This window comes from Lactobacillus huangpiensis, from assembly GCF_019972815.1.
Taxonomy (GTDB): domain Bacteria; phylum Bacillota; class Bacilli; order Lactobacillales; family Lactobacillaceae; genus Lactobacillus; species Lactobacillus huangpiensis.
The window spans coordinates 118,309-137,840 of the sequence record NZ_BPPA01000001.1 but is presented as its reverse complement, the minus strand read 5'-3'; the positions used below and the strand labels follow the sequence as shown (position 1 = coordinate 137,840).

The window sequence follows — 19,532 nt, the reverse complement described above, 5'->3', positions numbered from 1 at the left end:
TCAAAATGAAAGAAGAATATAAAAAATACCTCCCAGAAATAAGCGGTGCTGTAATTGGTGTGTTACTGGCATTTTGCTTTTTGGTACTGGGATTTTTTAAAACTATTTTTGTAATCGTGATGTTAGTCTGTGGCTTTTTAGTTGGACATTACTGGCCGGTATTCAAAAAAATGTTACAGAATAAATAATATATATAAGGAGTATATGCAATATGGTACAATCAAGTTCAAATCAAGGTAGTTCAAAACCAGAAGTTAAAGGTGACTTAAAATACGATTCAAAAGTAATTCAAAAAATTGTTGGCATTGCTTTATCAGATATTAAAGGTTTGTTAACTGTTAACGGTGGCTTTTTCTCAAATATCGCTGATAAAATTGTCAACAGCGATGATGTCACTTCAGGTGTAAATGTTGAAGTTGGTAAAAAACAAGTAGCTGTTGACATTGAAATAGTTGCAGAATATGGCGTTGATATTACTAAGCTATACGATCAAATAAAGCAAAAAATTCAAGAAAAAGTTAAAGAAATGACCGGTCTTGATACTGTTGAAGTTAACGTCACAGTAGTTGATATTAAAACTAAAGAGCAACACGAAAAAGATTCTGTCAGCTTACAAGACCGCATCACTGGAGCTGCTCAGGATACAAAGGAAAAAATTACCGATCAAAAAGACAAAGTTCAAGATAAAGCCGAAGAAAAGAAAAAGGAATCTAAAGAATCTAGAGTTAAATAGTATTTTCAATCTCAATCGACAAATTTATGTGGCAGATTCTAGAAAAAGATCATAATACTTACACAAAAAAGGCAAACCTCAATTTTGATGGTTTCCCTTTTTTTATTTATCCTGAATTTTAGGTAAACCTAATTATCTGTTTGATTTGTTTTCATTAACCATACTTATTAGTAGGTGTTTTTACCAATCTCGAAAATAGGCTTCACCAGCTTATTTAATTGGTTGTTAAAAGATGTATTATTCTATCATCCCAATTCAATCACTTGATCAAATTGCTTTTTGATTTCCGGTCGCAAGTGATGAGAAATGTAGACTAAAGTGATGCTGTCCAAATCAAGCAGACTTTGTTCAATTTTCTGGCCATCTTTTTCATCTATTGCTGAAGTAATTTCATCGGCTAAGATAACTTGCGGATTATTAAGTAACTGTCGTGCAAGCGCAATTCGTTGCTTTTGACCACCTGAAATATTATTACCAGCATGTTTTAAAACAGTGTCAAGACCGTTGGCACTGTCAGCAACAAACTCTTCGAGACCGGCACGCGTAATTGCAGCATTAACTTCTTTGTCAGTTGTCTCCCGATCTAAAGTGATGTTATAACGCAGGCTGCCGTCAAAAATATAGGCAGACTGGTCAATGTAAGCAATCTGCTTGTGCAGCGAACTAAAATTAAGTTCGCTGTATTCATCATTATCCCAAGTCAGCGAACCTTGATAGCCTGTTAACAAACCACCAATTAATTTTACAAGGGTTGATTTGCCACAACCAGACGGACCAACAATGGCCACTCTTTCCCCTTGCTTAATGCTGCCGGCAACATTCGTTAAAATAGGTCTGTCATTATTGGGATAGCTGAATGAAAGATTGCTAAATGCAATTTGCTGGGTCAAAGGAGCAACATTCTTATCCCCAGTTTTTTCCTGTTTATTAGCCAATTTATTATATTTGTCAAAAATAGGCTGAACTGCCCGAATTGAAGTTAGATCAATACTGATTTCTGTCAAGCTGCCAAAGACATTCCCGGACATTGAACCAACAATTAAAATAGCACCAATTGGAACCTGATTGTGAAAGGCCAGATATCCGGATTCAACAGTTAAAATAGTTTGAGCAGATACACTAATCAGGTTAATCAGTGCATTAGAAAAGGACATTTCTGTAATGTAATTAACCCGAGCCTGTCCGGTCTTATCTGATACCGCAAGAACTATTTTATTGAGCAATTTATGCTGACCAAGCGTGAGCAGGTTGACAAAGCCCTCAAGAACATCGGTTATTTTTGACGTTAATACCTCATTTTGCTTGCTTTGTTTTTGTGATAATTCCTCCAGCTTTTTCTTAAAAAGACGGGGAAATAAAATCATAATAACAGCAAAAACCAAAGTGGTTACAAATAAGAGTGGATGGTAAAAAAACAGGATGACACTGGCAATAATGCCTAGGAGTGCGCTACTAAATGTTTGCTCTAAACTGAAAAAGCCATCTTGATTAATTTGGTTTATATCGTTAGTAAACCAGGAAACATAATCAGCTTCCGTGTGTTTGTTAAAGCCTTCATACTCTTGACGGCCAATTATATGGGCTAATGCGCTCCTAATGGAATTATCGACAGCCTTGATGATTACAGCGGAATACCGTGAACTACAAAAAAAGAAAATCAGAAAAAAGCCCCAGCTAAGCAAGTTTAAACCTGTATCAACAATAAAGCCGTTTAAATTATGCTGAGTCAAAGCAGTAAGTGCATTACCTTTAAAAATGCTGGCAGCAATTTGTGCTAAATTCCGGCCAAAATAGAAAATGGCCAGAATTACATACATGCCTGAATTACGTTTAATGTAGGCCCAAAGCGAAAATTTTGTTATAGTATCGTCCATGATTTACTTCCTGTCAAAACATCTATTTTTAGAGCTAATACTAAAATGACATATCTTCCTGAGAGAAACAGTTTGCAAAGAACATTAATCTTTGACCTATTTCAAAGCTGCAGGCTCTCAAATAATTTAATTATTGTGGGCTTTAGCATTCCTTCTAAAAATCCCCTAAGTACCAATTACGGCCTGAAACATACTAATTTGCCCTTTTTATTTGAAGCATTTTCTACTACCTTTATAATTTATTTATCATTTTATGGTTTTTATAATATAAAAGCAATCTATTTTTAATTTTTATATTTAGAATTATTTCTTCGCAACAGTATATAAATAGTGCAACTGCTTTATATTCTTAAAAAAATTTTGTTTCATAGTTGAGATATCATTATCATGTTTTAATTGAATTAAATTATACAACTGCTTTCAGCTTCGTTTGCTTTAACAATAAAAAAGCTAAATGCAAGCTGTACGGCTTGCTATAGAATAAATATTTCCATCATGCTCTAACTCTATTGCAAGTTAATAACTATTAGTTTAATTTTGAGGATTTATTTTAGTTTCACGTGTAACACAGTTTAAAATCATAAGTTCAAATTTTCAATTTTGACAATATCTACAACTTTTTACTTCTGTATTATACAAAATCACTTGACTTTTTCACTACAATTTAAATTTACTTTTTCCTTGTCTACCACTATATCTCGTATTAAACTAAATAAGAATCTATATATTGTATTTAAGAAAGAACGTGATCCAAGTTATTGTTTTAAGTGGGCCAATTGGAGCCGGTAAATCCAGTTTAACTAGTATTTTAGCTGAGCACTTAGGTACACAAGCCTTTTACGAGGGAGTTGATAATAATCCTGTTCTTCCTTTATATTACCAAGACATGAAACGCTATACTTTTTTGCTCAACATCTACTTGCTTAACCACCGTTTAGCACAAATTAACCAGGCAATTCTAGAAAAAAACAGTGTTTCTGATCGTTCGATTTATGAAGATGCACTATTTTTCAAAATGAATGCAGATAGTAAAGTGGCAGACCCTACTGAATTTAAAATATATGATAGTTTGCTAGAAAATATGATGGAAGACACGCCGGGCAATCCTAGCAAAAAACCCGATTTACTAATCTACATTCATGTTTCCCTGGATACTATGCTTAAGCGCATTAAAAAACGTGGACGTTCATTTGAGCAAATCAGTACAGATCCCAGTTTAAAAGATTACTATGCCAGGCTAATTAAGTATTACGAGCCTTGGTACGAAAAATATGATGCATCTCCTAAGATCAAAATTGATGGCGATAAATATGATTTCATTTGCGATGAAGATGCCAAAAAAGAAGTTTTAAGTCAAATTGATGACAAGTTGCATGCAATAGGCAATTTAGAATAGAGAAGGAACGTGATGACAGTTATTGTTTTAAGCGGGCCAATTGGAGCCGGTAAATCCAGTTTAACCAGTATTTTAGCTAAGTATTTAGGAACTAAACCTTTTTATGAAAGTGTTGATAACAATCCTGTATTGCCACTTTTTTATGCTGATCCTAAAAAATATGCATTTCTACTCCAAGTGTTTTTCCTAAACACTCGTTTTCGTAGTATCAAGGATGCATTAACCGATGATAATAACGTTCTTGATCGTTCAATTTATGAAGATGCCCTTTTCTTCCAAATGAATGCAGACATTGGTCGGGCTACTAAAGAAGAAGTTGATACATATTATGAACTGCTCAATAATATGATGGGTGAACTTAAGCACATGCCAAAGAAAAATCCTGATTTGCTTGTTCATATTAAGGTTTCATATGACACTATGATTAAAAGGATTCAAAAACGAGGACGTCCTTATGAACAGCTGAGCTACGACGCAACGCTGGAAGATTACTATAAGAGACTTTTGCGTTACTACAAACCCTGGTATGAAAAATACGATTACTCTCCTAAAATAGAAATAGATGGTGACAAACTAGACTTCATTACTGATGATCATGCTAGAGAAATTGTACTAGATCAAATCGTTGCCAAGTTAAAAGAAATGGGCAAACTACCTAAGTCTTGGGACAAGTCTACAGCTATTCAAATCGAGCAACAATAAATCATTTTAAAGAGTCATTAGCTACAGCTAGTGGCTTTTTTCATGTCATGCTTATTAAACTAACTATCAGCAAATTACAAATTTCTATATTAATTAAATAAAATTTCGAAAACTATGTTATGATTAAAACATATATTTTTTCACATATTTTTTTAATCAATTTATATAATTTAGCTGGTATTAAAAGAGTTGCCCTATTAGTCTCTCTAATCAAATTAATTTCAGTAAAAAGGAGAAAAAATGAACTATATCCTTTCAATTATGCCCTCTTTAATTTCAGGTGCAAAGATGACATTAATTTTATTCTTTTGGACTTTGATTGTTTCTATTCCTTTGGGAATTATAGTCAGCCTAGGCTTGCTTTCGCATTTTAAGCCCTTAAGGTTAATCTTAAAATTTTACATTTGGATTATGCGGGGTACCCCTCTTTTGCTGCAATTAATTTTTATTTTCTATGGTTTGCCTATAGTCGGCATCATTTTTGAACGCTATGATGCAGCACTTTTCGCTTTTATTTTAAACTATACGGCATATTTTGCTGAGATATTCCGTGGTGGCTTTCAATCAATCCCTGTAGGTCAATACGAAAGTGCTCGCGTTTTAAGATTAAATTACTGGCAAACAATGACCCATATTATTATTCCTCAGGTCAGCAAAATAGTTATACCTTCAATTGGCAATGAAGTGATCAACTTAGTTAAAGATACTTCTTTAGTCTATGTCATTGGTTTGGGTGAACTCTTACGTGCTGGCAATGTTGCTACAGCAAGAGATGTAACGCTAATTCCTTTAGTGATAGTCGGTATAATATATCTATTAATGACAGGTATCGCATCATTTTTGCTGAAAAAAATTGAACACAATTTTGCAAAGTGGAAGTAAATTAGGGGAAACAATACTATGTTAGAACTTAAAAACATTACTAAAAAATTTGGCTCTCGTACGATTTTAAACAAGTTAAACTTAACTATTCCTGACAGACAAATTTTAGCCATTGTAGGACCATCTGGAGCAGGAAAAACTACTTTGCTGCGCTGCTTAAGTGGTTTAGAAAAAATTGATTCCGGTGATTTTTTGTGGGATGGGCAAAAGTTTGACCCAGCCGCTCCTGATAGCAAAAGTCATATTATCGGAGTAGTTTTTCAAAGCTATGAGCTTTTCCCCAATTTAACAGTAATCGAAAATATTACTTTGGCACCAACACTAGTTTTAAAAGAAAGTACAGATCAGGCACAAGCCCGTGCGCGAAAATTGCTTAAACAACTAGATTTAATTGGTAAAGAACAGCTCTATCCCTATCAGCTTTCTGGAGGTCAGCAACAAAGAGTAGCTATTGTACGTGCTCTAGCAATGGAACCCCATATTCTATGTTATGACGAACCCACTTCTGCTTTAGATCCTGCTTTAAGAACAAAAGTCGGAGAAATAATTTTAAAACTTAAAAATAATAACAACATGACGCAAATTATTGTCACTCATGACATGGAATTTGCCAGTCAAGTGGCTGATCAGGTATTCAAAGTAAAAGCATTAGATGATAAGAAGGTAATATAAGTGAAAACAAAGCGCCTCTTAGCCCTCATAACAACGCTCATCTGTACTTTATTTATCTCTGCCTGCAGTGGCATATCAGTTAATAGAAAAGCTAATGCAGTTGACAACTGGTCTCATATAAAGCAACGCGGCTATGTTACAGTTGGTGTAGATGATACTTTTGTGCCCATGGACTTTAGACAAAAAAATGGTCAGTTAATTGGTTACGACGTTGATCTCGCAAATGCTGTTTTTAAACAATATGGTATTAACGTCAGTTTTCAAACAATTGACTGGTCCATGAATACTACCGAATTAAAAAACGGCACAATTGATCTTATATGGAATGGTTTTAGCAAAAACCCAGAGCGTGAAGCTAAGGTAAGTTTTAGTAAAACTTACCTATATACTTCTCAGGTATTAGTAAGTCTTAAAAAGAATAAAATTAATACCATTGCCGCAATGAAAAATAAGACTTTGGGCGTTCAAACTGGCTCTTCCGGCTATAATGACGTAATAAAATATCCGAAAGTTTTTAAAAATCATATTAAAAATCAGGATCCTATCCTTTATGATTCCTTCACTAATGCATTTATAGATCTAAATGCAGGTCGCATCCAAGGCTTGCTGATAGATAGCACCTATGCAAATTATTACATTTCACGGCAAAAACACCCGGAAAACTTTACTGAGATCGAAAGTCCTTTTCCAAAAGAAGAATTTGGTGTAGGCATGAGAAAAAGCGACTTAACCTTGCATAAGAAAATCAATTATGCCTTAGAAAAGCTGGCAAAAAATGGCACTTTAACAAAGATTAATCACAAATGGTTTGGTAACAAAGCTGAATCCCCTTTACTTCAAACAAAAAAGGATTAATTTAAATTGTCAAGTATTGCAGCTATTCCATCGTGATTGTTATCTAAAGTAGTTTTAAATTTCTTTTTCAAATCTTGTGGTGCATTCCCCATTATTACAGGATGACCAACTGATTGAAGCATTTTTTCATCATTATAATTATCTCCAAAAGCCCAGCACCTTTTTAGTTCTATGCCAAAAGACTGGGCTATTACTTTTGCTCCCTGACCTTTAGAAACTCGTTTAACAACAACCTCTAACAAATTTGCGGCAGATTTCACTATATAGAATTCTGGATAAAGCTTTCTAAGTTCCTGTTGAGTATCATCTAATAAGCTTGGTGTTCCCATGAGCAAAATTTTATGTACATTCTCAAGACGTTTTATTTCAGTAATTGAACTGGGTTGTGCTTTAAATTTAACAATTTTTTCTTCATTTTCAACCAAATTATTATTATTACCTGGGAAATAATACCAATTATCATCGCTATAAACATTCCACACCACGCCATTATTCTGACGTTCTATATAAGCACAAATGCTTGCAGCTTTTGAAGAAGACATGAAATGCGAAGCGAGAACGTGACCCTTTTCATCCAAAACCAATGCTCCATTGTATGCGATCATCGGACATGATCTAGTAATTTCTCCTACAACAGACATGATTGCCTTTGGCATACGTGCAGAAACTGGTACAAATACATTGCCTTTAATAAGCTGCTTACGAATAGCAAGTTTAGTCTTCGGTGTAACTTCTTGCTTTGAGTTGATTAATGTGCCGTCTATATCCGAAAAAATTAGTATTCCCATTTTTTCTCCTAACAGGATGTATAATCCGCTACTGATTTATGTTTATTTTACCGATTAAAGCATTAGTTGGTCAATTTAATCAAACGTGCTTTTATTTGCAAATTGTATTTATTTTACTATATTTTTACACATATAATTCGTATTTACATTACTTTAAATGAATGATAAACTGTTAAAGGCGTTAAATTTAATGTAAAACGCGAACAATATTTTTAGGAGAGGTTAGATGAACTTTATAAAGAGTTATTTTCAACTCGATAAGTATAAAACTAATGTAAAAATTGAGTTTCTTGCTGGATTAACAACTTTTATCAGCATGTCATACATTTTATTTGTTAATCCCAGTGTTCTGGGAGCAAGTGGCATGGATAAAGGAGCAGTCTTCACAGCAACTGCCTTAGCTAGTGCCTTGGGTACTGCAATAATGGGAATTGTTGCCAATTATCCTATTGGAGAAGCACCAGCCTTAGGAATCAATGCGTTTTTTGCTTATACCGTTTGCGTAGGCATGCATGTTTCATGGGAAACAGCCTTAGCTGCTGTTTTTGTCGCATCTATCATCTTTATTTTAATTACTATGTTTAAGCTACGTGAGATGATAATTAACGCTATTCCTTCTGATCTAAAATTCGCAATTTCTTCTGGAATTGGTTTGTTTATCGCTTTTTTGGGAATGCAAGACGGTGGCTTAATTGTAGCAAACAAATCAACTTTGGTTGGTTTAGGTTCTCTTCATGATCCAGCCGTTTGGATTACTATCTTTGGTCTGATTGTTACTGTTGTTTTAATGATCCTGAATGTACCAGGTGCTATTTTTATTGGAATGGTTTTAGCAGCCATCTTTGGTGTAGTTACAGGACAAATTTCTTTACCCACTAAAATAATTTCTGTTGCTCCAAGCATTGCCCCATCATTTGGTCAAGCAATTTTTCATATTAAGGACATTAATACTTTACAGATGTGGGTTGTTGTCCTTACTTTTCTTTTAGTAACATTCTTTGATACTGCTGGGACCTTAATTGGTCTAGCTCAACAAGCTGGCTTTATGAAAGACAATAAGATGCCCCGCGTAGGCAAAGCATTGGCTTCAGACTCCACTGCTATGATGGTTGGTTCAGTTCTAGGAACCTCACCAGTAGGTGCATTTGTCGAATCTAGTGCCGGTATTGCAGTTGGTGGTAGAACAGGCTTGACAGCTGTCTTTGTAGCAATTTTCTTTTTAATTTCAATGATATTCAGCCCACTCTTAGGGTTATTTACTACTCACGTCACCGCTCCGGCACTAATTATCGTTGGGGTTTTGATGGCTCAAAATACTGCTCATATCCAGTGGGATAAAATGGAAATTGCTGTTCCAGCCTTCTTAATTTTAATTGGTATGCCTTTAACTTATTCAATTTCAGACGGTTTAGCTCTAGGTTTAATAACATATCCTATATGTATGGTTGCCGCTAAGAGAACAAAAGAAATTACACCAATGATGTGGATACTTTTCTTCGTATTCATCATATTCTTATGGGTATTAAATTTTTAAACTTACTGATTGTTTTAAACGAATAATATGTTAAACTAAGCAAATATAGGGGTATTTATTTACCTAATATATTTGCTTTTTATTAAGAAGGGAGTCTTTTATGAAGACGATAGATTATAAAAAATTTATATTGCCACTATTGTTTGGTCTTATTATCTGGTTTACAACCCCAATTCGTCCTGCGGGAGTATCAGTTCAAGCCTGGCATATGCTGGCAATATTTATTGGAACTATCATTGGTTGTATTACGTTACCAATAGCTATTAGCGGTGTTACTCTAATAGGCTTTACTCTTACAATTTGCCTTGGGCTAGCACCCCTTGCCGACAAAGTTGTTAACGGTAAAGTTGTTGCAAAAGGTGCCATTGACGCATTCTCTAATTCATCTGCTTGGCTAATCGTTATGGCTTTTATGATTTCACGTGGTATTGTAAAAACCGGCTTAGGTCAGAGAATTGCTTTATATTTTGTTAAATGGTTTGGTCATAAATCCTTAGGCTTAGGCTATGCTATTGGTGCTATTGACTTAATAGTTTCTCCTGCAACTCCTTCAAACGGTGCTAGAGCAGGTGGCGTAGTATATCCATTAATTCAATCATTAGCAAATACATTTGACTCTAAGCCCAATGACCCATCACGTAAAAAGATGGGGGCATATCTAACTTTTACGGAATTTCAAGTTAACATTATTACTTCATCATTATTTATGACTGCTTGCGCACCCAACTTAATCGCTGTTGCACTTGCTGGTAAAGCTGGCGTGACTCTTAGCTGGATGCCATGGTTAATGGCCAGCATTGTCCCTGCAGCAATTTGTTTACTCGTTGTACCATATTTTGTTTATAAACTTTATCCGCCAGAAATTAAGGAAACTCCTAATGCTAAAGAATGGGCTGATGGTGAATTGGCAAAAATGGGCAAACTTACTTTGCCCGAAAAATTAATGGCAGTTATTTTTGCAATTACTTTAGTACTCTGGATGCTTTCCAGTACTTTAGGAATAGATGCTACATTAATTGCATTCATTTCCGTTTCACTTTTACTTCTTACAGGTGTATTAGCACCTAAAGACTTGCTAAGTGAAACCGGAGCTTGGAACATTTTGATCTGGTTATCTATTTTAGTATTCATGGCTGAAAAACTAACTCAATTTGGTTTGATTGGGTGGATATCAACTAGTATTTCCAGTGCAATGAAAGGTCTTAACTGGCTATTAGTTTTAGTGGTTTTAGCACTTGTTTTATTCTACACTCATTATTTGTTTGCAAGTGCTACAGCTCACAATTCAGCAATGTACCTGCCACTTTTAACTGTAGCTATTTCAGCTGGAGCACCTAAATTACTAGCGGCACAGTTCTTAGCACTGTTTTCAGCAATCATGGGATCTACTACTCATTACTCCAGTCCTGCTGCATCAGTTTTAGCTTCTTCCGGCTATGTAAAACAAGATGAATGGTGGAAATTGAGTTTTATATTCGGTATCTTCTATATCTTAGTTTATGGCATAATCGGATTAGCTTGGATGAAACTAATTGGTATGTGGTAAACTGATAAAGCAAATCTGTACAGATTTGCTTTTTTTATTTCCCCGGAAATATTCTTTGCTTTACATGGCTTTTCTGAATTAATAAGTTATATACTAGATATATTAGTTCTTTATAATTTAAATATTTTTGGAGGAAAAAATGACGACATTAGACAAAGTCTTTCATTTAAACGATGCTCATACCACTGTTAAACGTGAATTAGTAGCTGCACTAACCACATTTGTCAGTCTCTCCTACATCCTTTTTGTTAACCCTAACATTTTACACGCAGCTGGTATTGATAAAGGAGCAGCCTTTACAGTTACCGCAGTTTCAATTGCAATTGGCTGTTTCATTATGGGTTTGGTAGCAAATTATCCTGTAGCCTTAGCCCCTACACTAGGCAGTGCCGCTTTTTTTGCCTACAATGTTTGTGGAGGAATGCATATTAACTGGCAAACAGCCTTGGCTGCTGTTTTAGTAGCGTCTATCTTGTTTATTTTGATAACAGTCTTGAAATTACGTGAAATAGTAGTTGATGCTATTCCACAAGATTTGAAATATGCTATTTCAGCTGGAATTGGCTTATTTATCGCATTTATAGGTTTACAAAACGGCAAACTAATAGTCAATAGCGATTCAAATTTAGTTACTTTAGGCAAGTTTAATTCACCAGCCGTTTGGATTACCCTCTTCGGTTTAACCTTAACAGTAATTTTAATGACAATGAATATCCCTGGATCAATTTTTATCGGCATGGTAGTAACTGCTATATTCGGAGTTATTATTGGTCAGGTTGCGGTTCCCAAAGGTATTATAGCCAGTGCGCCAAGTATTGCACCTACTTTTGGTCAAGCTGTTTTTCATTTAAAAGACATTAATACCCCTCAGTTATTTATGGTGGTTTTGACGTTTTTATTAGTTACATTTTTCGATACTGCGGGTACTCTGATTGGCATGACTGAACAAGCCGGTATGGTTGATGAAAATGGTAAAATTCCCCGTATTGGAAAAGCCTTTATTTCCGATTCGCTGGCAATGGTCGAAGGAGCTGTCTTAGGAACTGCTCCACTTGGAACTTCTGTGGAATCCAGTGCAGGAATTGCCATGGGTGGTCGTACAGGATTAACAGCAATTTTTGTAGGAATCTTTTTCCTGATTTCAATGATTTTTAGTCCACTTTTGGCAGTTATCCCTACTACTGTTACTGCTCCAGCGTTAATTATTGTTGGGGTGCTCATGGCAGGCAACCTGAAGAAAATTGACTGGGATAAGTTTGAAATTGCCTTTCCAGCGTTTTTGACAGTAGTTGGTATGCCATTAACTTACAGCATTTCAGACGGTTTAGCTTTAGGCATGATTGCTTACCCGATTACTATGATCGCTTCTAAACAAGCCAAGAAAGTTTCACCAATGATGTATGTTCTATTAGTCGTATTTGTCCTCTTTTTCCTGATCACAAATATGTAAGAATATCTGTCTAATTACAAAGGTCACTTTTAGAAGTGGCCTTTTTGTTTATACTTAATTGATAAATTACACTTTATTTTTTATTTATTTACTATTATAATTCATAAAAATATTTACATTTTATTCCTGAAAGAAGGTAAATTATCATGTCCAACACTAAAGAGAAATAGTTTAGCCGCTATATTGGCACTGTTACGTTTTTTGTTGTTGCTTTACTAACCAGTCTTAATTCTGGCTTTTTCCCTTATTCAATTGCTGGAAGACTCTGTGCCATTTTGTGGCTGGTCGCATTCAGCTTTTTGATATTTGCCTGCGAATATTTGATTAATCACACTAACCTTGATAAAAAAAATGCTGCAAAAGCAGTGGTAAATTTTAGTATTTGGCTCCTTGCAGCCTTAGTTTTAGTTATATTCATTTTAATTTTTAAAAAATGAATTTTTGCTTTTAATTAATTTTAGGTTATTTTTGCACGAATCGTCAAAATTTGTTATGTTAAGTAGCAGTTAATTCATTCAATGAAAGGGAAGTTGTAAAGTAGATTAAGTAGCTCGTATTTAGTCTATTATCATGAAAGAAAAAAAGACAAAAACAATTAAAAAAGATTATAAAAAGGCACCTCTTTCAAAAGTTCATTTACGCGTAATGACTGCAATTGCTTTAGGGCAATTTACTTGTGGCTTCTCACTAGGAATTACCGGCGTAGCTATGAACAGTGCTGCCAAATACATTCAAATTAGTAACATGTGGACTGGATTAATTGGAGCCGGTGGTTTGATAGGCTTATCCAGCAGTGCTCTGATTGGTCGCTTATCTGATAAAATTGGTCGCAGTCAATTATTGATGAGCAATATGTATGTTTTAGCAATTCTTTCTCTTTTTCATCCTCTGACAACCAGTCTTTCTTTAACATTTCTAATCAGGATTGGCATTGGACTGATGATGGCGATTGATTATACTGCTGGAAATGCTCTATTGACTGAATGGCTGCCTAAAGGCGAAGACAGCAAAAGGCAGAGTCATTTGTTAATCTATTGGGTTTTAGGCTTCATTGCCTCATACTTAACCGGTACATATTTGGTAGGCTATGGTAGTCATACCTGGCAGATCATTTTAGCAACAGGTGCTATTCCAGCATTGATTACTGCACTCTTTCGCAGCCTATTTCCATTGCCACCTTCACCCGGATGGCTTGCCAGCAAAGGTAAAATTAAAGCCGCGAACAGACTTATTGGTAGAATACTAGGTCATAAATGGGGCATCTCACGTCACTTTAAGCGTTCCAAAAAGGCTGGACAAACTTCATGGACAGTTCTTTTTAGTAAAAAATACTTACGCAGTACATTAGTGGGAGGAAGTTTTTACGCCTGCCAAACCTTTGCATTTTTTGGAATCAGTATTTTCCTACCAATTCTTTTGCAAGGCATGGACATTAGCAATCCTAAAGTTTCAGGAGATTTATACAATGTCAGCATGCTAGTTGGAATATTTTTAGGCATTTATCTTTTTAATCATCTCAGTCGCCGTTTGTTTTTAATCAGTAATTTTCTATTATCCGCACTATTAATAGGAATTCTAGCATTAATGCCTCATGTTTCTTCTTTAATTAAAATAGTTATCTTTTCAATCTTTGCAGTCATTTTATCTTCAGGTCTGGTACTTGACTATCCTTATCCTACAGAATTATTTGACACTAAAGTTCAAGCAAGTGGCGTGGGAACTTGCATTACAATTAGTCGCATTGGCGCTGCTGCCGGTACATTTTTATTGCCAATTTTAACAGAACTTGGTGGATCCAACTTAGCAATGCTTGTTTGTGCTTGCGTTCTCTTTCTTGCTTTTGTCATTTGTTTAATCTGGGCACCAGAAACTTCACCTAAATATCTAAAAAATAAAATTTGATATAATAAAAAAGCTAAATAGATCATGTTTAAAAACGTAGATTTATTAGCTTTTAAAATTGTTATAAAAATGGAAATTTATCTAATAATTTTCTTTATACCCTTTAGCCATCATATTTTACTTTTTGCATTCGTTTTATCTGACTAAAAACATGTCCGCGCTGACCTGCATCAAGAGTTAAAACCAGAGAATCACCGGCTTTAATTATAGACTGGCCATTGGGAACTACATATTGACCATCACGATATATTGCCTTAATCAATGTATGTTTAGGCCATTTCACCTGCATAATTTCTTTACCTGCTAGACGGCTATCCTCATAAATCGGCACAGTCAGTTGATCAGTTTTACCAGATATAATAGGAACATCTTTTTTACTTTTCGATGACATCGCACGAGCCAAGGTACCATAAATTGGGTCACCATTCAGGAGCATATCAACCAAAAGCGCAATGAAAGCTACAACCGCTAGTGGCATTAAATGGAGTAACGATCCTACCATTTCAGTAATTAACATTATTGCCGTGAAAGGAGCACGAATCACAGCTGCAAAAAATCCGGCCATTGCAAAAATAACCAAGTTTATCACTAATTTTGCCGGCAATAAATGTAATTGAACTAACATCAGGCCATAACTGGCACCAATCACAGCTCCCATTGTCAATATGGGTAAGAAAATACCACTTGGTAGTCCTGAATCGTAAGAAATAATAGAAAAAACAATTCTCACAATAAAGAAAAACAACAGTAGACCAACTATTTTCCAGCTGCTATGACGAATAATATGTGGCAAGGCTAAAATTAAACGATTACCAGGTCCAGTGATTAAGGGCCAAAAATAAGCGATCGGAATTAATAGTGTCAGTGGAATTAATCCATACAGCCATCTTGGCAAGAAAGTAATTTTTGCGTATATCTTTTTCCCTTTAAATAAGCCAACTTTATATAGATGACCCAATAAGCCTAAAATTAAACCTAAGACAAGTAAGTAGCCATATAGTTTTACTGGAAAACTATGGCGATAAACAAGGGACAAAGACGGTTTTTGACCAAAAATATTTGAAACAACAAAATCTGACACTAAAGCACCTGCAAGTGCATTTAACCAAATTCGTGGAGAAAAATTATGAAAAACTTCTTCAAGTACAAATAAAGCACCACTTAATGGCGCTCCAAAAGCTGCAGCTAATCCACTAGCTGCTCCTGTCGCTAGCAACACCCTAGAGTTTGTTTTTGACTCCTTAGTGCCCTCTCCAATGCCTTGACCGATAGTTGAACCTATTTGTAAAGAAGGCCCCTCAGGACCTAAAAACAAGCCTGTGCTGATTACCAAAATGCCACCAATAACTTTACGCCACAATGTGGGCCACCACTTTAAAGTTAAATTTCCTGCAAGTTGTAATTTAACTTCAGGAATGCCTGATCCACCAACGTGAGGATACTTTTTAACAAAATAACCGGCAATTAATCCTACTAAAGCAAGTCCAATAACAATCGGGATGAACCATAATGCATTCCGATGTGCCACGTGAAACAAGTTAAGCCACAGCTCAGTCATCTTTCCTATGCCAAAACGAAAGAAGCCTACTACAAAGCCACTGAACAGTCCAACTATCATAGCTTCCAGTAGAAGTTTTATTTGTTCTCTTTTATCTTTCATATTACCTCCGCTTTTTAATATGATTTAACATTAGCAAAAAACCAGTTAAGTCTCAGCTTTAACTGGTTTTAGTAGTTACACGTGTAACAATTTATTTTTCTTCATACCACTCAGTATGATAAACGCCATCACGATCATTTCTAAAGTAAGTATGAGCTCCAAAGTAATCACGTTGACCCTGAATCAAGTTTGCTGGTAGACTTGGGTTAAATATTGATTCCAAGTAATTTAGTGAGGCACTCAATGTTGGAGTAGGAATACCAGCTTCAGTAGCAAGTTCAATCACAGCGCGGAGTGCAGGAATGTTTTTATTCATCAAATTCTTGAAATAAGGGTCCTGGAACATGTTGTCGAGTTTTTTACCTTCAGCAAATGCTTTTTCAATATCTTTTAGCATTGATGAACGAATGATACAGCCGGCTTCCCATGATTGAGCAATAGCCGGATAACGCAAGTCCCAGTTATATGCATCTGCAGCCATTTTTAATTGTTGGAAGCCTTGAGCATAAGCAACAGCTTGGCTTAATTGCAATGCTTTACCCAAATTATCAACTAAGTCCTGTGGAACTTCACCGTTCCACTTTATTTCCTTGCCTTCACGTGTAGTGGCCTTGGACATGAAACGGCTAATAACAGCTTCTGCAATAACACTGATTGGAACACCTAAGTGTACGCCATCTTCCAGCATCCAATTTCCTGTACCTTTATAAGAAGCAATATTCAGGATATGATCAATTACATGATCAGGTGTTAAATCGTCCTTTTGCTTTAAAACTTCAGCAGTAATTTCACTGAGGTAAGCTTTAACCAACCCTTCGTTCCAGTTAGCAAAAATAGCTGACATTTCATCATTTGTTTTTCCAGCCACTTTACGTAAGATATCGTATACTTCAGAAAATTCCTGCATGATACCATACTCAATCCCATTATGTACCATCTTGACATAATGACCACTGCCTTCAGGCCCAATGAAACTAACGCATGGATGACCTTCAGAATTTTTAGCTGCAATTGCTTCTAAAATCGGAGCTACTTTCTTATAAGCATCTTCATCTCCACCTGGCATCAATGCAGGACCATTTAAAGCACCTTCTTCACCGCCTGAAACGCCCATGCCAATAAAGTGAATACCATGTTTTTCCATTTCATGATAGCGCCTGTTAGTGTCGTGAAAGTTTGAATTACCTCCGTCAAGCAAAATATCGCCTTTATCCAAAAGTGGTAATAATTTTTGTAAAGTTTCATCAACTGGTTTACCAGCCGCAATCTGGATTAAAATCTTACGTGGTTTCTCTAAAGAATCAACAAATTCTTTCCAAGAATATGTTGGCTTCAACTTATCATCTTCATATTTAGCAAAAGCGTCTACTTCTGGTTTATCAATAGAAAAACCAGAAACGGAAAAGCCATTATTTCTTACATTCAAAGCAAGGTTCTTACCCATTACAGATAAGCCTATAATCCCAAACTGTTGCATTTATAGTCCTCCATCATTTAAGTTTCATACTCTATCATTATACTTGTAAGACCGCAAAAAAGCGAAACTTTCAAAAGTTTCGCTTTTTTCAAACCAATATATACGGTGATTAGTGAGCTGAAGCACCTGAAGTTGTATCAGGCTCTGGTTCTGGCTCAGGCTCCTCTTCTTCAGCTTCTGAAGCACCTGAAGCTGCATCTTCTACCAAGCCGTACTTGTCAGCAAAATAGCTAAATGGTTTCAAACCTTCAGCTTGATACTTCTTAACGAATTCTGGGTCATCAAGAGTATTCAATTCAGTTGAGTAAGGCATGTCATGGGTGAACTTAATGTCAACTAACATTGGTCCATCCATTTGTTTGAATTCTTTAACTGCGTCTTCGAATTCCTTCTTAGTGCGTACAGTTACACCCTTCACGTTCATACCTTCAGCAACCTTAGCCCAATCGTTATTAGGCATAATAACACCTGATAATGGTTGGTGTGATTCATCAACTTGTTCAGCTTCAATGTAACCCAAAGTGTCATTTGTAAAGACAACATTTAAGATATGCATGTTGTAGCGAGCTTCAGTCAACAATTCTTGGCTCATCATGGCAAAACCACCATCACCGCTCAAGTTCCAAACTTCGCGTTCTGGGCGAGCAGTAGCAGCAGCAAGTGCAGCTGGTGAACCAAAGCCCATAGTTGCGTACAAACCTGAAGTTGCCCAAGTTTGGTCATCATGCAAGTTTACTAAACGTTGGAAGTCAATATTGATGTTACCAACATCAATAGCAAATTGTGCATCATCAGCAGCGTATTTGTTGATGATGTCAAAAATTGGCTCACGGCGAATTGGCATTTCGTCTGAATCATCAAAGCTGTGCTCCCATTCTTCCCAGTTTTGACGGTCTGCAATAGCAGCTTTGTAAAGTGGTGACTCTTCACGAGCTTGACCTGCGTCAATAATAGCTTGTAAAGTCTTAGCACCATCAGCCAAAATTGGAACATCAACAGCGTGACGCTTGCCTAATTTTTCTGAATCAACATCAATTTGTACAACTTTAGCCTTAGGGTCAAAGAAGAACAATGAGAATGGTGAGTCATTACCTACCCAGATAACGGCATCTGCATGAGTTTGAATATCATCACTTGGCTTAGGAGCAACACGACCAATTGAACCCATGTAAGCTGGGAATTTATCTTCAACGACACCCTTAGCCATAACTGAGGACATTAATGGAGTCTTGAATTTTTCAGCGAATTTTTCTAAGACATCGCCATGTCCCTTCATACCTAGACCGAAGTATACAACTGGGTTCTTTGCTTCTTCAAGAAGCTTAACAGCTGCTTCAACTTCGTCTTTTCTTGGAGCTGCATAATTAGGAATTGCGTGCAATGCATTGTAATTTACACGGAAATTGTCATCAATCTTGTCCCAGCCAAAATCCTTAGGAAGAATTAAGACAGCTGGACCCTTCTTAGCATAAGCTTGACGGATTGCTTCATCCATCATTGAAGGGATTTGATCTGCGCGCTTAATTTGGTGATCCCAAACAGCAACCGGATCAAACCAAGGCTTTTCGTCAAAAGCCTGGAAGAAATCCATATCCTGACGACCAGTTGGAACGTTAGCTACGATAGCAACCATAGGAACCTTGTCGTATTTTGCGTCATACAAACCGTTCATCAAGTGAACAGCACCAGGACCAGCTGAGCCAAAGCATACACCGACCTTGCCAGTTAATTTATATTCAGCTGAAGCTGCTAAAGCACCGGCCTCTTCATGCCGAACTTCAATATACTTCATCTTACCCTTAAAGTCATGGATAGCATTCATTGTTGAGTCAAATGAACCACCTGGAAAACCATAAATATGATCAATATGCCAGTCCAATAAAACTTGGAGCATGGCATTTGCGCCATTAATTTTTGCCATTTTAAAGTGCATCTCCTTAAATACATGTTTACTTACATATTGTATTAAAACATATAATTTCACAATTTCAAGTGACCAAAATTAACGATTAGCACAAGGTGTAAGCGCTTTGTAAAAATATTATCTTCACAAAGTTAAGC

16 protein-coding genes are annotated in these 19,532 nt (G+C 36.0%); 11 read left to right on the top strand and 5 right to left on the bottom strand.

Going from position 1 to position 19,532, the window contains the following annotated elements; genetic code table 11:
- The first annotated feature begins 5 nt into the window (after window positions 1-5).
- A complete protein-coding gene (locus LDM90_RS00650) occupies window positions 6-188 on the top strand; it encodes a DUF2273 domain-containing protein (RefSeq protein WP_034978562.1) in 183 nt (60 codons plus the stop codon).
- Window positions 189-202: 14 nt separating this feature from the next.
- A complete protein-coding gene (locus LDM90_RS00645; RefSeq protein ID WP_369792478.1) occupies window positions 203-733 on the top strand; it encodes an Asp23/Gls24 family envelope stress response protein in 531 nt (176 codons plus the stop codon).
- A gap of 245 nt (window positions 734-978) precedes the next feature.
- Here LDM90_RS00645 and LDM90_RS00640 read toward each other — a convergent pair whose 3' ends face one another.
- The gene (locus tag LDM90_RS00640; protein WP_223896178.1) at window positions 979-2,607 is read right to left on the bottom strand and encodes an ABC transporter ATP-binding protein; all 1,629 of its coding nucleotides are present in this window, start codon (window positions 2,605-2,607) and stop codon (window positions 979-981) included.
- A 745-nt stretch (window positions 2,608-3,352) separates the two neighbouring features.
- Here LDM90_RS00640 and LDM90_RS00635 point away from each other — a divergent pair.
- The 5 genes from LDM90_RS00635 (at window position 3,353) to LDM90_RS00615 (ending at window position 7,114) form a co-directional block, all read left to right on the top strand.
- Window positions 3,353-4,003 carry a deoxynucleoside kinase gene (locus LDM90_RS00635; RefSeq protein ID WP_034978566.1) on the top strand — a complete coding sequence of 217 codons (651 nt, stop codon included), beginning with the start codon at window positions 3,353-3,355 and terminating at the stop codon, window positions 4,001-4,003.
- Between the two features lie 12 nt (window positions 4,004-4,015).
- Window positions 4,016-4,705, top strand: a complete 690-nt coding sequence (locus LDM90_RS00630) for a deoxynucleoside kinase (protein ID WP_034978568.1) — start codon at window positions 4,016-4,018, stop codon at window positions 4,703-4,705.
- Window positions 4,706-4,945: 240 nt separating this feature from the next.
- Window positions 4,946-5,587 (top strand): amino acid ABC transporter permease, encoded by a 642-nt coding sequence (locus tag LDM90_RS00625; RefSeq protein WP_034978570.1) that lies wholly within the window; start codon window positions 4,946-4,948, stop codon window positions 5,585-5,587.
- Window positions 5,588-5,605: 18 nt separating this feature from the next.
- Complete coding sequence (locus tag LDM90_RS00620) at window positions 5,606-6,259, top strand: amino acid ABC transporter ATP-binding protein (RefSeq protein ID WP_034978572.1); 654 nt, start codon at window positions 5,606-5,608, stop codon at window positions 6,257-6,259.
- On the top strand, window positions 6,260-7,114 hold the full coding sequence (locus LDM90_RS00615; RefSeq protein ID WP_223896177.1) for an amino acid ABC transporter substrate-binding protein: 855 nt from the start codon (window positions 6,260-6,262) through the stop codon (window positions 7,112-7,114). It begins immediately after the preceding gene.
- Here the strand turns inward: LDM90_RS00615 and LDM90_RS00610 are convergent.
- Window positions 7,111-7,902, bottom strand: a complete 792-nt coding sequence (locus LDM90_RS00610; protein ID WP_223896176.1) for a Cof-type HAD-IIB family hydrolase — start codon at window positions 7,900-7,902, stop codon at window positions 7,111-7,113. The two genes, LDM90_RS00615 and LDM90_RS00610, sit on opposite strands and share 4 nt — an antisense overlap.
- Window positions 7,903-8,128: 226 nt before the next feature.
- Here LDM90_RS00610 and LDM90_RS00605 point away from each other — a divergent pair, with 226 nt between their 5' ends.
- The 4 genes from LDM90_RS00605 (at window position 8,129) to LDM90_RS00590 (ending at window position 14,334) form a co-directional block, all read left to right on the top strand.
- A complete protein-coding gene (locus tag LDM90_RS00605) occupies window positions 8,129-9,436 on the top strand; it encodes an NCS2 family permease (protein ID WP_198212746.1) in 1,308 nt (435 codons plus the stop codon).
- A 100-nt stretch (window positions 9,437-9,536) separates the two neighbouring features.
- The gene (locus LDM90_RS00600) at window positions 9,537-10,982 is read left to right on the top strand and encodes a DASS family sodium-coupled anion symporter (RefSeq protein ID WP_052060254.1); all 1,446 of its coding nucleotides are present in this window, start codon (window positions 9,537-9,539) and stop codon (window positions 10,980-10,982) included.
- Window positions 10,983-11,121: 139 nt separating this feature from the next.
- Entirely contained in the window at window positions 11,122-12,432 is a 1,311-nt protein-coding gene (locus LDM90_RS00595; RefSeq protein ID WP_198212748.1) for an NCS2 family permease, read from the top strand.
- A gap of 567 nt (window positions 12,433-12,999) precedes the next feature.
- On the top strand, window positions 13,000-14,334 hold the full coding sequence (locus LDM90_RS00590) for an MFS transporter (protein ID WP_370520779.1): 1,335 nt from the start codon (window positions 13,000-13,002) through the stop codon (window positions 14,332-14,334).
- A 103-nt stretch (window positions 14,335-14,437) separates the two neighbouring features.
- On the opposite strand, the gene LDM90_RS00585 is transcribed toward LDM90_RS00590, so the two are convergent.
- From LDM90_RS00585 to spxB, 3 genes are all read right to left on the bottom strand, one after another.
- Window positions 14,438-15,994 carry a ClC family H(+)/Cl(-) exchange transporter gene (locus LDM90_RS00585; RefSeq protein WP_223896175.1) on the bottom strand — a complete coding sequence of 519 codons (1,557 nt, stop codon included), beginning with the start codon at window positions 15,992-15,994 and terminating at the stop codon, window positions 14,438-14,440.
- 91 nt (window positions 15,995-16,085) lie between these two features.
- Window positions 16,086-17,471 (bottom strand): NADP-dependent phosphogluconate dehydrogenase, encoded by a 1,386-nt coding sequence (gene gnd / locus LDM90_RS00580; protein WP_198212756.1) that lies wholly within the window; start codon window positions 17,469-17,471, stop codon window positions 16,086-16,088.
- A gap of 109 nt (window positions 17,472-17,580) precedes the next feature.
- Window positions 17,581-19,392: a pyruvate oxidase gene (spxB, locus tag LDM90_RS00575; RefSeq protein WP_223896174.1), complete on the bottom strand. Its 1,812-nt coding sequence runs from the start codon at window positions 19,390-19,392 to the stop codon at window positions 17,581-17,583.
- Window positions 19,393-19,532 lie beyond the last annotated feature (140 nt).

What these genes read in the sequence shown, in the direction of transcription:
- LDM90_RS00625 (WP_034978570.1), top strand. Translation starts at nt 4,946, where the DNA reads ATGAACTATATCCTTTCAATTATGCCCTCTTTAATTTCAGGTGCAAAG.
- LDM90_RS00650 (WP_034978562.1), top strand. Translation starts at nt 6, where the DNA reads ATGAAAGAAGAATATAAAAAATACCTCCCAGAAATAAGCGGTGCTGTA.
- LDM90_RS00585 (WP_223896175.1), bottom strand. Translation starts at nt 15,994, where the DNA reads ATGAAAGATAAAAGAGAACAAATAAAACTTCTACTGGAAGCTATGATA.
- LDM90_RS00610 (WP_223896176.1), bottom strand. Translation starts at nt 7,902, where the DNA reads ATGGGAATACTAATTTTTTCGGATATAGACGGCACATTAATCAACTCA.
- LDM90_RS00620 (WP_034978572.1), top strand. Translation starts at nt 5,606, where the DNA reads ATGTTAGAACTTAAAAACATTACTAAAAAATTTGGCTCTCGTACGATT.
- LDM90_RS00605 (WP_198212746.1), top strand. Translation starts at nt 8,129, where the DNA reads ATGAACTTTATAAAGAGTTATTTTCAACTCGATAAGTATAAAACTAAT.
- LDM90_RS00600 (WP_052060254.1), top strand. Translation starts at nt 9,537, where the DNA reads ATGAAGACGATAGATTATAAAAAATTTATATTGCCACTATTGTTTGGT.
- gnd (WP_198212756.1), bottom strand. Translation starts at nt 17,471, where the DNA reads ATGCAACAGTTTGGGATTATAGGCTTATCTGTAATGGGTAAGAACCTT.
- LDM90_RS00595 (WP_198212748.1), top strand. Translation starts at nt 11,122, where the DNA reads ATGACGACATTAGACAAAGTCTTTCATTTAAACGATGCTCATACCACT.
- LDM90_RS00640 (WP_223896178.1), bottom strand. Translation starts at nt 2,607, where the DNA reads ATGGACGATACTATAACAAAATTTTCGCTTTGGGCCTACATTAAACGT.
- spxB (WP_223896174.1), bottom strand. Translation starts at nt 19,392, where the DNA reads ATGGCAAAAATTAATGGCGCAAATGCCATGCTCCAAGTTTTATTGGAC.
- LDM90_RS00630 (WP_034978568.1), top strand. Translation starts at nt 4,016, where the DNA reads ATGACAGTTATTGTTTTAAGCGGGCCAATTGGAGCCGGTAAATCCAGT.